This window comes from Desulfopila aestuarii DSM 18488, from assembly GCF_900143695.1.
GTDB lineage: Bacteria > Desulfobacterota > Desulfobulbia > Desulfobulbales > Desulfocapsaceae > Desulfopila > Desulfopila aestuarii.
This window is the reverse complement of sequence record NZ_FRFE01000012.1, coordinates 110,618-124,998: the sequence shown is the minus strand read 5'-3', so window position 1 is coordinate 124,998 and position 14,381 is coordinate 110,618. Positions and strand designations below refer to the sequence as shown.

11 protein-coding genes are annotated in these 14,381 nt (G+C 51.8%); 2 read left to right on the top strand and 9 right to left on the bottom strand.

The window, feature by feature from the left end; all coding sequences use genetic code 11:
* The first annotated feature begins 364 nt into the window (after window positions 1–364).
* A complete protein-coding gene (locus BUF15_RS13225; RefSeq protein ID WP_073613967.1) occupies window positions 365–1,480 on the top strand; it encodes a DUF4388 domain-containing protein in 1,116 nt (371 codons plus the stop codon).
* Between the two features lie 69 nt (window positions 1,481–1,549).
* Here BUF15_RS13225 and BUF15_RS13220 read toward each other — a convergent pair whose 3' ends face one another.
* From BUF15_RS13220 to BUF15_RS13210, 3 genes are all read right to left on the bottom strand, one after another.
* Complete coding sequence (locus BUF15_RS13220) at window positions 1,550–3,331, bottom strand: cyclic nucleotide-binding domain-containing protein (RefSeq protein WP_073613966.1); 1,782 nt, start codon at window positions 3,329–3,331, stop codon at window positions 1,550–1,552.
* 239 nt (window positions 3,332–3,570) lie between these two features.
* A complete protein-coding gene (locus tag BUF15_RS13215; RefSeq protein WP_073613965.1) occupies window positions 3,571–4,875 on the bottom strand; it encodes an ATP-dependent 6-phosphofructokinase in 1,305 nt (434 codons plus the stop codon).
* Between the two features lie 17 nt (window positions 4,876–4,892).
* Window positions 4,893–5,822, bottom strand: coding sequence for a class II fructose-bisphosphate aldolase (locus tag BUF15_RS13210; RefSeq protein ID WP_407642615.1), 930 nt, complete (start codon window positions 5,820–5,822; stop codon window positions 4,893–4,895).
* Window positions 5,823–6,466: 644 nt separating this feature from the next.
* On the opposite strand from BUF15_RS13210, the gene BUF15_RS13200 reads away from it, so the two are divergent.
* Window positions 6,467–7,198, top strand: a complete 732-nt coding sequence (locus tag BUF15_RS13200; RefSeq protein WP_073613963.1) for a dienelactone hydrolase family protein — start codon at window positions 6,467–6,469, stop codon at window positions 7,196–7,198.
* Between the two features lie 45 nt (window positions 7,199–7,243).
* Here BUF15_RS13200 and BUF15_RS13195 read toward each other — a convergent pair whose 3' ends face one another.
* The 6 genes from BUF15_RS13195 to BUF15_RS13170 form a co-directional block, all read right to left on the bottom strand.
* Window positions 7,244–7,918 (bottom strand): DUF533 domain-containing protein, encoded by a 675-nt coding sequence (locus BUF15_RS13195; protein ID WP_073613962.1) that lies wholly within the window; start codon window positions 7,916–7,918, stop codon window positions 7,244–7,246.
* A 139-nt stretch (window positions 7,919–8,057) separates the two neighbouring features.
* A complete protein-coding gene (locus BUF15_RS13190) occupies window positions 8,058–8,630 on the bottom strand; it encodes a YfiR family protein (RefSeq protein ID WP_073613961.1) in 573 nt (190 codons plus the stop codon).
* Between the two features lie 21 nt (window positions 8,631–8,651).
* Window positions 8,652–10,742 carry a TOL_0244 family TonB-dependent receptor gene (locus BUF15_RS13185; RefSeq protein WP_159441295.1) on the bottom strand — a complete coding sequence of 697 codons (2,091 nt, stop codon included), beginning with the start codon at window positions 10,740–10,742 and terminating at the stop codon, window positions 8,652–8,654.
* A 357-nt stretch (window positions 10,743–11,099) separates the two neighbouring features.
* Entirely contained in the window at window positions 11,100–11,303 is a 204-nt protein-coding gene (locus BUF15_RS13180; protein WP_073613959.1) for a hypothetical protein, read from the bottom strand.
* Window positions 11,304–11,375: 72 nt separating this feature from the next.
* Complete coding sequence (ldhH, locus tag BUF15_RS13175; protein WP_073613958.1) at window positions 11,376–13,547, bottom strand: L-lactate dehydrogenase (quinone) large subunit LdhH; 2,172 nt, start codon at window positions 13,545–13,547, stop codon at window positions 11,376–11,378.
* Window positions 13,548–13,682: 135 nt separating this feature from the next.
* Window positions 13,683–14,246, bottom strand: a complete 564-nt coding sequence (locus BUF15_RS13170; protein ID WP_073613957.1) for a LutC/YkgG family protein — start codon at window positions 14,244–14,246, stop codon at window positions 13,683–13,685.
* Window positions 14,247–14,381 lie beyond the last annotated feature (135 nt).

Genomic DNA, 14,381 nt, shown 5'->3' with positions numbered 1-14,381 from the left:
ATATCTTTACAGCCCGCATTCGGGAATCTGATACTGGAAACATTTTCATGTGCGGCGCTGAAAGTATGTTGTGCCGAGAATGGTTGGAGGAGCCTAGAAGGTTGAATGATTTCAAAGCACTCTTGAGTGAAATGATTTTACAATGATTTGCTGGATATAGCGTAGGGGCAACATTATGAAAGTGATAAAGGAATCACCTTAGGTGGAAAAAACATTTGAAATTGCAAGCATTGTTGCTTTTGTGTTCATTATGGGGTAATGCACAAAAAATGAATTGCGTGTTCAGCACGATGGTTTGACCTGATAATTTCGAGGTTATTTAATAATTAACACGAAGTTTCTATTCTGTTTTAGGGTGTTGGGTATGGTGAGAAGGGTTCTGTTTGTCGATGATGATGAGATTTTGCAGCTGGTAGTGGAGAAGGGGCTTGCCCCTTATTCTGATACATTTGGTGTCGTTCTGGCGAAAGACGGTTTTGAGGCTTTGAAAAAGCTTGAGAATACCGCTGTATCGCTTATCGTCATCGATCTGCAGATGCCTCGGATGGATGGTCCCGCCATGCTCTCCCATATTCAAGAAACATATCCGGACATTCCGGTAATTTTTATCTCAGCTACGCCGAAAGCCGCGGTTCCTTACCTCGAGGAGATGCGTGGAGTGCTTGCCTACTTGGAAAAGCCTTTCCGTATCGATAGATTGGCAAAATTGATCCAGTATGCGCTGCAGGGTGAAGCGTCTGGTGGAGCTATTGCTGCTGTTTCACCCACCATGTTTCTGCAACTCATGGAAATGGAGGGTAAGACATGCACCATCCGTATTCTTGATAATGATTCAACGGAAGGCGGCATCCTCTACCTGCAGGATGGGCGACTGTTGGATGCACGGGTCGGTATCTTGAAGGGAATTGAAGGTGCCTACCGAATCTTCAGGTGGGATGAGGTATCCGTCTATTTCCAAAACGAATGTCCCGAGGTTGAGGATCGGATTAATAGTGATCTTCAGGCAGTGATCATGGGGGCTCTGGCGGCCAGGGATGAAGATGACGATTCACCTTTTGCCGACTCTGAAGGCCCTATCGCCGGTTTCACTGGAGATCTCGGCCCTGCTGATAGTTCCCTTTCGTCACTATCGCCTGGAGCAATTGGCGGTGAAGAGTGGGGTGGAGTGACAGATGTGCAAGAAGTACGCGGGAATCCTGCCTGTGACAGAATCAAGGAATTGCTTCATCGGGAAGTGGGCGATCTGGAATGGGTGCATGAGGTCTATCATGATGTTCACCTTGATCACATCATGACGATGCTGTCAACTCTTGGCGAACAGGTCCGGTTTGGACCATTGCGAGTTGCCCATATCGATAACGGCGAAAAAAATGATAGGCTTTTAGTGTCGGATCCTGCCTCCCTTCAAACTTCAGTGCTGCAGGTTGATCATGATGCGCCTCTTTCCACTGTAATGGATGTATTGCGTTACAGGGAGTAACGGTGTGGGGCTCGCCAGCTGGAGTTACCGGATTGCTCTGGTAGCGCTAGGTGTGGGATGCAGGTAACCTTATGATGGGGCTTTTTCAATAACCCCGATTCTGCGGAGCTCGGTTGGTGTCAACTGCTGGTCAAATTCCACATGCATTGAGTAGAGGTTACCAATAGGGTCGTGCGAACCGATGGCTCGAACAATACCGACGCGTGAAACCAGGGGTTCGGTGTTGCGGCAGAAAATCGAGAATTGTACCTTCTTCCCTAACAAGTTCGCAGCAGCTTTTTTTTGGGATGCATGAAAGCTGAGGGCAAGGCCTCCCTGGGAAATATCAATCAGGTCTCCTTTGGCAACCCGTCCAGCCTCATTTCCCTTTTCATCAAGAAGTCCAAACGCCACTCGGTTGTTGGCTGTTTTTCTCTCATGATGTCTTCTGGTCTTACGTCCTCGGGCAAATAACGGTTGAGACTGGAGCGGTTGCCGACAGAAATCTGCGAGTTTGGCTTCTAGCGCTGGATAGTGTCCGACAATCTTCTGGAAAACATCATGTGACAAAAGAAATATTTCAGCTCCAAGGCTTTTAGCCCCAAAGGTCCAGACCGACAGTTCGAAAAAAGCTTCGGCACCGAAGGCGGTGCCCGCCTCAAGAGTCGATACTGGTTCACTCTTTCCTCCGCAGGTCATCTGGATCTGTACTTTCCCACTGTTGATGAAAAAGAGTGTTGACTCGAGATCGCCCTGCTGCACGATCATTTCCCCGGTGTTAAACTTCTGCCTCGTGAACGCGTGATAGAGAGCAGAAAAGGCTTCGGCTGAGATGTTGTCGATAAGTTTCTGCCAGGTGTTGAGGTCTTCATTATTTATGGCCGATTTGCGTTCTTCCTCGATAATCTCTGCAGCACGGATGATTTCACCGACCGCCATCGAGTCGATCTCAATCAACCAGTTTCGCAAGTGCTCAGCTTTAATGAAGTTGCGGCTTTTGGCAGCAACAGAGATGTGATCAAGAAGAAGCGTCATCGCCTCATTTTTGCTGCCATTTATGAGGAGCTCACTGATTTGTTGTGCTTCCGGCAAATTTGGTACTGATGAACGGTTTCTGGCAGTGGTGGAAACCGTTTTCTCGTTTTTGGGAGATGCTGCGGATGATGGAGTCGGACGATCATGTGAACTTTGCGACGACCGGCTCTGTCCCCGTATTGATTGGCCAGTTGGCATTTGCGACTGGCTTTCCTTCAGCTGCAGGATGGCAATTTGGGCGGCTCTTGCGACGTTTTGCCCGAGCTTACCCTTGTCTGTTGCAAGGAGGGTCTGGAGTGGTTCAATGGCTTCCGGGGATTTGCAGTATCCTAGTGCCTGACAGATAAACAGCAGCAACTTGTCCCTGGTATTGGCTTTGAACTGGTCTCGCTGACCCAACAGGCTAAGGAGGGTTGAGGCGACACTCCTGTCGGCCAGAGGCAAAAGCTCCTTGATGACATGTGGCTTTAGTAGCTCTTCGGTATCGGTCAGTAGTTTCAGGAGGGTCTGTTTGCAAATGGAGGTGTCGCTCAGCTTTTTACTGACAGCGTTGCACGCTATTCGAACCTTATTAAGGTTCGAGTCGTTCTGCATGCCGACGATCAGGTAACCAATAGTCGTTTGCTGCAGAAAGTAACGGCCTTTGGCAAAAACAAAGTCTGCCGTTACCGGGTTGCCGAGGCTGGTTATAATTTCACTCCAGCGGGCTTCACTGTCTTTTCCTGCTGGTAGTTCGCGGCTGTTAGAATAGAAAAAGAGACCTTCGCCGCGGCTGGAGAGGAGTGTCACATCGATGATGGAACCAAGTTGTGCTATTTTGGTCAGAAAGGTTTTCATTCCACCCTGGTTGTCGTAAACTCTTCAACGGCATAGCTTCATCAAAAGAATAGAGTATATAGTGCAATTAGCCGTTTTGTTTGTTTTTCCGCATCAAGAGGTCGCTTGTGTCGTCTGAATATCGCATAATATACTGAAAAGACCTGACTTGCAATGAATCTCCTTTACTAGGCCATGAGCTCACCAGAAATCGGAATCATTGCCGGTCGGGGAACGTTTCCCGACCGGTGGTAGTTTGATCAGAGCATATTGATGGGTTGGCCGGTAGAGGCCAGCACACTGGCCCAGAGTTTGCCCTGCGGGTCAACTTTTTTTCGGGATTGGACCGCCATGGGGATCGGTACGTGGGTGAACTGGTTGTTCCAGTGGCCAACCAGCATATTGGTGCGGCCCGACATGCCGGCATGAACAGCGTACTGGCCAAGTTGCAGGCAGAAAGCGGAGTCGGAGGCAGATGCTGCGGTGGAGCGGATCATGTAGCTTGGGTCGATGTACTTTAAGGAAATGTCCATCGCCTGGGCCTGGAAATAACTTTTGATGCGATCTTTCAAGAGATGACCGATGTCGCCAAGCTTGCGGTTGCCGGAGGCATCTGCACCCAGATTGTCGTCAAACAGACTCTGGCCCGCACCTTCACCGACCACGATGACTGCATGGCCGCGAAGTCTCAGCCGTTTTTCCAATGCTTTCAAAAAGACGTCGAGTGAAAATGGCACTTCAGGGATCAGACAGAAATTGACCTCATTGTTGGCTAGAGTCGCGGCGGCCGCGATAAAGCCGGACTCCCGGCCCATAAGTTTCACCAGGCCGATGCCGTTGCGGGCACCGATGGCCTCGACATGGGCGGTGGAGGTGGAGCGCCTTGATTCCGCCACGGCAGTCTCATAGCCAAAACTGATATCGACATTGCAGATATCATTGTCGATGGTCTTGGGGATCGAAATCACACCGATGCGCAGGTCCCGTCGCTCAATTTCCCGGGCGATGGCCTCTGCGCCCCGCAGGGTGCCGTCACCGCCGATGACAAAAAGCAGGCCGATTCCCAGGTGGACCAGGGTGTCCACCATGATTTTGGGATCCTGAGGACCGCGGGAGCTGCCGAGCACGCTGCCGCCCTTCTGATGGATCCCACCGACCAGGGTCGGCGTGAGATCGAGCGGGGTGTGGTAATATGATGGGTTCAGCCCTTCGAAACCGTAACGGAAGCCGAACACTTTTCTCACCCCGTAATGGTGGTAAAGGCTCAGAACGATGGCCCTGATCACATCGTTTAAGCCGGGGCAGAGCCCGCCGCAGGTCACGATGCCGCAGGAGAGAATGTCCGGATCAAAGAAGATGGTTTCACGTGGGCCCGCCATTTCAAAAGCAGGTAGGTCAAGACCTTGTTCCTGATAAGGTTGAATCTCAGTTTTCAGGGTGTGGTAGAGTACCCCATCATTATCGGGAGTAAAGGCCATCCCCCGCATGGGCGAGGGGTGGGTGCAGTCGCCGAGACGGCTGATGATAAACTCGTCAGGAGGGAGCAACGTCTGTGATTCTGTCATGGTCTGCCTGTCCTTTTCTAGTAGCGACCGGCGCTGCCCAGCACCTGAGTGTTTTTGTGGATGATCATTTCCGTCAACTCGTCCCGGGCCGGTCCGAGGTATTTGCGTGGGTCGAATTCCGATGGTTTTTCGGCAAATATCTGGCGGATGGCAGCGGTCATGGCCAATCGTCCATCGCTGTCGATGTTCACCTTGCAGACTGCTAAAGCGGCGGCACGGCGTAGCTGTTCCTCGGGGATACCGGCGGTATTTTCCATCTTGCCGCCAAAACGATTGATCTGTTCGATATGTTTTGCCATGACTGAACTGGCTCCGTGGAGAACAATGGGAAAGCCAGGAACGCGACGCTCGATTTCTTCTAAAATGTCGAACTTTAATGGTGGCGGCTCTTCGCCCGGTTTCAGTTTGAATTTATGGGCACCGTGTGAGGTGCCAATCGAGATGGCGAGGCTGTCAACGCCCGTCATTTCAAGAAATTTTTCAACCTCCTCAGGCCTGGTGTAGCTGCTTTTTTCCGCCACCACCTCATCTTCGATACCTGCAAGTACACCAAGCTCTGCTTCCACCGTCACGTCATTATCATGCGCGTATTCGACTACCTCACGGGAGAGTTTGGCATTCTCTTCGAAGCTGTGATGGGAGGCGTCGATCATTACAGAGGAGAATCCCGCTTCGATACAGGATTTGGCGAGTTCAAAAGAATTGCCATGGTCGAGGTGGAGGGCAACTGGAATTGCGGAGCGGGCCTCCTCGACCATTGAGCGGGCAGCGGCCGCCAGATGGGGCAGGAAACCGGCGCCGATATAGTTGCGGGCGCTGCCGGAAACCTGCAAAATGACGGGTGAGTTTGAGCGGATGCAGCCGGTGATGATCGCCTGCAGTTGTTCCATGTTGTTGAAATTATAGGCTGGGACCGCATATTTTCCGGTCATAGCCCGGGAAAACATCTCTTTAGTATTTACCAGACCGAGTTCCGAGTAATGGATTTTTTTCACGTTCGTCACCTTGTGGTTAGACGCTGGGATTGATAAGGAGAAGACTGCATGTTTTCGTTGATTGTAACATCATGATAATACCGTAAAATCAACATCCTGACAAGAGCAGGCGGCAAGTAAAATAACCAGTTGCATTACGTCGGTGCCACACTGTCGTTATCTAGGAGCAGATCCTTTTGTCTTGAGAAGAGGTTTTTTGGCTGAAAAGAGGGCCCAAATCGTTCTTTTGAAGAAAGTTGGCGATGGCTTATTTCTTCGTGAAAAAAGTAACTCATCAATTTGTTCGATTTCAGTTCTACTCGTGCTCAATTGTATGACAGATCTCATCAGCGGCAAGTACATGGATGAGCTCTCGCTATTGCATTTTCCCGCCAGATCAAGCCGGGTCGCTCGTATCAGAGATGAAAATCAGACTCGGTTCAGTCAGGAAATTGGCGGTAATGAGACTCGGCATATGCTCTACCACCTTGGATTGTCGTACTTTTCTATGGGTGAAAAAACTTGTCTTTTCGTTAAACCGTTCTATTCTGTAGGCAAGAGGGGGTAATGCTGGACGCGTTCCCTTTTGTGCCATTTCATCAACAAGGAGCGGACCAATGAGATTGCTGCTGTTACTGCTGTTGCTGATTCCGAATGTGGCAAGTGGTGCCGGGGTTTCTGTTCAGTACCAGGTGGGAGGAAAACCGTATGAAGGTTATTATGTCAGTCCTGGTCCGGATGCGCCGTTTCTCTTGTTAGTTCACGACTGGGACGGCCTTACCGAATATGAAATACAGCGGGCCGGAATGCTCGCCAAACTTGGTTATGCCGTGTTTGCTGCCGATCTGTTCGGTGCCGGTATCCGCCCGACCAAGGTGGAGGATAAGCGCAAGCTTACCGGAGAACTCTATGCGGATCGGGACAAAATGCGCAACCTCATGAATGGGGCGATCACTGCTGCCAGAAATCTCGGAGCCCGGATAGATAACGGTGCAGCCTTTGGCTACTGTTTTGGCGGTGCGGCTGTGCTGGAGCTGGCCAGGTCCGGAGCCGGGTTGAAAGGGTTCGTTTCCTTTCATGGTGGTCTGGCAACCCCGGAAGGGCAGGGTTATGACCAGACCAAAGGGTCAGTGCTCGTACTACACGGCACCGCGGATGCCAGTGTTTCCATGGAACAGTTCGCCAGCCTGGCCACTCAGCTGGAAACGGCGCAAATCCCCCATGAGATGATCACCTATTCAGGCGCGCCTCATGCCTTTACCGTGTTTGGCTCCCCCAGTTATCGGGAGGATGCCGACAAAAAATCCTGGCAGAGATTTGTCGGATTTTTGCAGGAGACCTTCAAGTAGCCGCTGGAAAATTGCCGGCTACTTGGCGATAGGTGGCTGCTGTTTTTATTGTTCCTCAATGAAGTTCTGTACTGCCTTGCTGATACCGAGTTTGGCGGCCAGTTCGTCAAACCAGTGTCGCTCCGCCTCGCTGTCGATATCGACGGCACTGACTGCCAGCATGTACATGGCTTTAGCAGTAGCTGGATCGCTAATCCCTGCTGTGAGCTCGGTGATGGACTTCGGGCTGTGTAGTTCAGTTAAGAGAAACATCCGCTCTTCCTGACTGATTTTTTCCCCTTTGAGTTTTGCAAGCACCGCCTGTTCTTCCTGCTCATCCATAGTGCCGTCAGCATGGGCGGCGGCAATCATGGTTTGAATCATCCGGCAGGCCAGGTCCTGCGAGGTCAGGTTGCCAGGGACTGCCGGTGCTGAGGACGGTAAGGGTGGCGGCATTGGTGCAGATGCCTGGTTGCCGACTGGTGGGGGCTGACTCCCCGGAGCAGGTGGAACCGGTGGAGGCGGCGCGGTCTGGCCGTAGCTTGTGGTTTGGGGCTGTGATTTTGAACGCAGAATCTCGTATGCGCCGATACCAAGGCCGATGGCGGTCATCAGGCCAGAACCTGATTTCAGACTGTCCACCAGAGTATTACTGTGTTTCGATTTCTTCTTCTTTTTGCCGGAGCTGGAACCGACAACTTCACGCATGAGCGTGCCTAGGAGTTTTTCCGCGTCGAACATGGCAGCACCTTCAGGTTAAAGAGTATTGTAAGTTTATAGTGAGTCCGTAACAAACACTGCAGGCTAACATTTTGTAATCATTTTATAAGGCATTCTATATAAGTTGGAAATTTGCTGGATAGGGTACGGTAACAGGTGCTCATGGGACTATCCGGGCCAGACTCAGTAGTTTTGAACTCATGGTGAGCCCTGATTTCTGGACCGCATTATGATTGATCTCAACCTGGATCTTCTGCCCGTTCTTGATAAGGTTCACCATTCCACCCTGTTCGGGAAATCCGGAGGTATCACCAACGGTGAGGATAGGATAATTGGCTAGACGACTTTGTATGGCCTTCCATTCGTCTACCTTCGAATCATGAATAAAGAGGATGTTGCATCTGGTCGGATCGAGTTCCTGCAGGTTGTGGTAGCGTTCAATTTTCAGCGGACGATTATTCTTTTTCTCGCCAGCGACAGCCTTGTCAAGGATGGAGTCAAAGGGGTCGGGGCCATAGATACCGATGATGAATGGCGCATTTTCCCGGTCCACATTCTCCGGCCAGGTGACAAAATGGGTGAGGTTGGTGAGAAAGACTGCTTTGATATGGTATTCACCGACCTGCTGCGCTGCTGCCTTTACAGGCATGGTGCAGAATAGCAGCAATAGAACGGCAAAGAACGCAGTGTGCGTCGATGTGGCCCTGTATGCGGTGGTGAACCGATGCATCATTGAAGAGTGTCGTCGTTGATATCAGAAAGTATAGCTTGCTTTCAGCCAGAACTGCTGCGGTATTTCCGAGGGCAGGATATCCTGCCGTTCCGGGAACTCCTGGTGGCCTGAATCAAAAAGATTCTCCGCGCCGACACTTACCCTGAAATTTTCTTTGGCCTGCCAGCTGAGCTGCAGATCGAATCGGAGATAGGAGTCGATATCCCGATCCTCGAGTTTGTCCACATAATAGAGCTCGGCGTCAAGGGACAGATTGTGTGGTAGGTCGAGATAGGAACGGATCTGGAACTGCTGCTGCGGTGTGAGTTGCTCATCGCTGATACTGTTTCCTCTCAAAGCAGGATCCTTATACTCAAGGTCAAAATCAATAAGGGAATAAGCGGCGATGATTTTGAGTGTATCTGTGGCCTGCCATGTTCCCTGCAGTTCGAAACCGTAGGTGTTGCCTTCAAGGCCATTGCCAACATAGGCTGGAATGATGACGGAAGGCGGGTTGAGGGAAATTATGGGACTGCCGTCTTCGAGGGTGCGAAGGTTGTCATAGACATTGTAAAAGGTGGCAAGATCAAACGAGAGGGCGTCGCTGGCTTGCCAGCGGTAGCCGAGTTCATAGGCGATCAGCTCTTCGGAGTCGAAATCATCGGTGCCGTAAACATAGGCGTTGGCTGGCACGATGAGTGGGACAGTCATCCCTGGAGGGAACGGAGGAGAAGGGGCCGGAACCATGATATTAACTGAACCGTTGCCCAGATAGGCGGTAAAATCATGCTCCGCTCGGGATGGTGTACGCACAGCCCGGGAGACTGCACCCCAGATGGTCTGACGCTCTGTCGGTTTGTAGCGGGCACGGGCAGAGGGCTGGATTTCAAAGCCGGAATAGTCGTTATGTTCAAATTTGGAGCCGAGGGTAATCCAGAAGGTCTCGGGGATCAGGTTGATATCGTCCTGGACAAAGGCGCTCCAAAGATTGTCGCTTCTCGAGTCCGGGTCAAAGGAAACATACTGGGTACTGTCGATGTCATCTGACGTCCATCTGTAACCCAGGCCCCAGACGATATCGTGACTCCCCGCTGGATCCCAGTGATGCTTGAACTCAAGGTCTATCGTATCCCGTGACTCCTCTGCCACCACCTGGTCTCGCCAGGTATAGTCGTAATAGAACTGGAGATCGATATCGGACGTATCGTTAATGCGATGCTGCCAGGTGGTAAGGACATGACCACCGTTATATTTTTCGGTTCCGTTGGTTTCTGTCCAGCCTGGCGTGCCAATATTGGCAAGGTCCGAGCGGATATCCGCTTCGTTGTCGTAGGCCTCTGCCTGAAAAGACAGGGTGTCTTTGTCGGTATGGCTGCGGTCGGCCCGAAAACCGGTCCTGATCGACTCCCATGCGTCATGGGCATCTCCGCCCTCGGGATCTTTGTAATCTTTTTGGTGAAACCCTTTGGCAAAAATCCGGTAGATGGTTTTATCGTCGATCTGTCCGCCATAGCGGGCTGAAACTTCCGGCTGAATATAATCACCCACTTTAGTGGTAACAAGTCCGCCCTGGGTGTCTCCGCTATTCTTGGTGATGATGTTGATGACGCCATTGACGGCATTGGCACCCCATACCGTCGCTCCTGGCCCCCGAATGACCTCGATTCGCTCGATATCCTCCAGCATTGTGTCCTGGGCGTTCCAGTAGACACCGGAAAAGAGTGGGGTGTAGACGGAGCGACCATCGATTAAAACCAACAGCTTGTTGGCGAAATATTCATTAAATCCTCGAGAGCTGATGGCGTACCGCGAGCCGTCGAGCTGTGCGACCTGCAGGCCAGGTACGAGGCGCAGTGCCTCGGGGATGTTCTGGGCTCCTGATCTTTCGATATCCTCTTGGGTGATGACCGTTACCGCTGCTGCGACGTTGAACAGCTGTTCCGATTTTTTCGAGACCGAGGTGATCTGGGTCTGCAACAACTCCTCGATGGATAACCCCTTCAAATACAGGAGGGTGGCATCTTCTGGCTGCTGGGTTTGCGCACCACTGCTGCCGAATGTGCAGAGTGGCAGCAGTATGGAAAAAACGGAACCATAAAGGAATTTTCGCTTGCTATGCTGATTTACGGTCATGGTCATCACGTTCAAATAAGGGTTTGCTGAGCACTATTTTCCCGGCGCGGATTGCGTCTGTGCAAGCTCTGTTGTCGTGTAACCTCTTGGGGCTAACAGTGAGAATAGCCAAAAGGATACCGCAAGTACAGTGACTCTATCGCAAAGCGGTTGAGCTATGCGATCAGTGTGAAGCAAAGATTGTCAAAAAAAACAGCAGCCTATTCCTTGAAAGAGAACAAGGGGCCATGTGCAGGATAGCACAAAAGAAATGGGCGGGGAAAGCGGAAAGTACAAATATTTTTACAATTAACAAGCGTGCAGGATGACGATAGACTTCAACCTGCACGTATACTAGGGCTGGGCTGGCGCTGAAAATTATTTTTCGTCCATCGGCCCAGGTGCGCAGAGTGCACCGATATCGTTGGCGGTGGTTCCACAGTTGCCGCAGACGAATTTGGGGTTTTCCTGATATTTTTTCAATTGTTCGGTTCTCCCGGCTAGCCGTAACTCGCACATATGCGCTTTGTGGTTTGCGGGATTGGTGCAGAGGTTGTCAACTTTGGGAAGTCTGTCGCTCATTGGTCTCTCCTTACTTCATATCTGAAACCACTGGAGCGGGCCTGATACCAGCCCCAGTGGTGCGAAGATTTATTATTTCTTGTCAAGTGCTTCGGCCATCAGTTCGACTGTGTGGGCGCAACGGATGTTCGGGTTGGCTTTGCCCATGGCTCCCTTTAACATAATCATGCAGCCTGGGCAGTCCATGGCTACTGTCTTGACATTAACGTTTTGAATGGCTTCAACCTTGTCATGGGTGATCTGTTTGGAGATCTGTGGATGGCTGAGGAAAGAGTAGGTACCACCGAAGCCACAGCAACGGTCGCTGTTCTTCATCTCGCTGATCTCGTAGCCGGAAGCACCAAGCAGCGCGCGCGGCTCTTTGAAGACGTTATTGCCGCGTTTGAGATGGCAGGAGTCGTGATAGGTTACAGATCCGTTACCACTCAGGTTGCCAAGTTTTTCTGAGGCGCCCAGCACGTTCTCCAAAAAGGCTGAAGCATCCATGGTCTTATCGCTTAAGGCCAGGGCCTTGGCTGACCAGCCTGGATGGTCGGCAAGACGCTCGACGAAATCGCGCTTGATGGCCATGGTACAGGTCGGACAGATCGAAATAATATAATCGACCTTGGCCTCGGTGAAGGCTTCCACGTTTTGTTTGGCCAGGTAGACCCCTGTTTCGGTATCGCCGGAGTAGAGGGCCGGAATGCCGCAACAGTTCTGCTTTTGCGGGAAGACAACATCTACATTTAGGGCGTTTAATACCTTGATCAGGCTGGTACCGACTTCCGGATAGACAAAATCAGCACCGCAGCCGACGAAGAAACCGACGGTGTATTTCGGATCACTGACGCTCTGGCGGATATTGGGGAACTGATCACGGAAACTGGTTTCGGCTACTGACGGCAGGTCGCGCCACTGGGTGAAGTCACGATCCATGAAGTGCATTGGCAGATGGCGGATGACACGCTTCTCATCACCGGTACGGCTGGGATGGGTCACCGGCCGTTGCAGTTTGGATGCCGCTTTGACCATGGAGTGGAACAGACCGCGGTTTTTCATTACTGCTTTAAACGCCACGTTTTTGATGACACCCATGCCGTACTCGGAGGTGACCTGGGTCCGCAGATGGAGGATGATTTCCTCGAGGTCGATATTGGACGGGCAGACAGCGGTACACGATCGGCAGCCAATGCAGGCGCGGGTGAGCTCCTTCGCCTTATCGAGACCCTCGTAGAAGGCAGTGAGAATGATGCCGATGGCGGAAATGTAGATTGAACCGAATACATGGCCGCCGACTGTCTGGTAGACAGGGCAGACATTGGCACAGGCTCCGCATTGGATACAGCGCAGTGCATCTTGGCAGGCTTTGGACTCGTAGAGTGCCTCACGGCCGCCGTCGATCAGAACGATATGCTGCTCCTTGGTCTTGCCATCGCAGGGTACGGTGCCCTTGATCCAGGTGACGTAGGAGGTGAGCAGCTGACCGGTGGCGTTTCGCGGCAGCAGTCGGGTCAGCTTGATGGCATCCTCGACAGTGGGGAGCAGTTTGTGGATGGCGGCGAAGACCACATGGGTATCCGGAAGGGTGGCGCAGAGTCGAGCGTTGCCCTCATTGGTGACAAGGCCGATGCCGCCGGTGTTGGCAATCAGGAAGTTGGCGCCGGTCAGGCCAATATCGGCATTGAAGTATTCCTGTCTCAGCCGTTCACGGGCAACATCCACCAACGTCTTGATTTCTGGATTAAGTGTCTTGCCAACCTCCTTGCCGAACAGTTCGGCGACCTCTTCCTTGAACATGTGGATAGCGGGCATGACCATATGGCTGGGGCGCTGGCCGGCCAGCTGGACGATCCACTCGCCAAGATCGGTTTCAGAGGCGCGGATACCGGCTTTCTCCATGGCCTTGTTGAAATGAGCTTCCTCGGAGACCATTGATTTTGATTTGGCAATCAGTTTGGCGCCTTTTTTCTCGGCCAGCTTGATCACATAGTCGTTGGCCTCTTTGACGTCTTTGGCGACAAAGACGATGGAGCCGGCTGCTTCCGCGTTCTTAATGAACTCAGCCAGTAGCTCTTTTCTTCTGATTCGCACATCATCCTTGATGGCGGCCAGTTCCTGGCGCATGGCATCAAAATTGAGGCCGCTATAGGCGTTTTCGCGGGCGATCAGATAGGCGTCGCCGAAGAGGTGCAGAGCCTTACTGAGTTTCGGGTTGTTGATCGCGGTTTCAATACTCTTTTTATATGATTGGTCGGTGGCCATGTGAGCCCTCCTGGAGAATATCCGTAAAAATTATTTGGCCTTGCCAAAAAGGTGCGAGAACCAATGGTTCAAATCAGCAGCTGACTGAGGTGCCGTGTGCGTCCTTGAAGGTTTGGGGACTTTTCACGATGTTGGTCAAATCTCATACAGATCGCTGGAGAGGCCTTCAATTACCAAAATGTGCAGCTCACGGGGACCGTGACAACCGATGGTGAGAACTCGCTCGATGTCAGCGGTTCGGCTTGGGCCGGTGACATAGGCGACAAACTTCGGCTCGTTTCCGGTGTGTATTTTGGTCATCGGTACGGCGGCGGCGAGGTTGTCTTCTAAAATGATTTCCGGATCGACCAGGACAAAATGTTTTTCAGGGAGGGTGGTGGACAAACGGACATCTTCAGCGGTTGACTCAAGGACGACGGTGCCGGTGTCGGCCATGGCGAAGTTACAGAAGGTGACTCCGGCACCGGGGAAATGACCGGCCTTGCGGAAATCGCCGTCATAGACATCTACGCCTGCATCGGCCAGCACTGTTCGTAAATCATGTTTTTCAGAAAGTGCGGTTCTGGGAACCAGGGTGGTGCCGCTGGAATTGGTGACGACATATTTAGCTGCGTCCTGCAGGTTTTCCAGCTGGGTGACCTCGGCACCGACGCGGCGGGCCATCTCCATGAAACGCGAAAGGTGGGTGTTGTTGGGCATGAACATACTCCATTGTTCGTTGTTACCGGTATCCGTTTTCACCTGTGATGAGAACGGCAAAATTACACTAGGTAGATATATCCCGTGGATTAAGCACTTTCCGTACCATGACGTCAAAGTCGTTGGAAAATAACA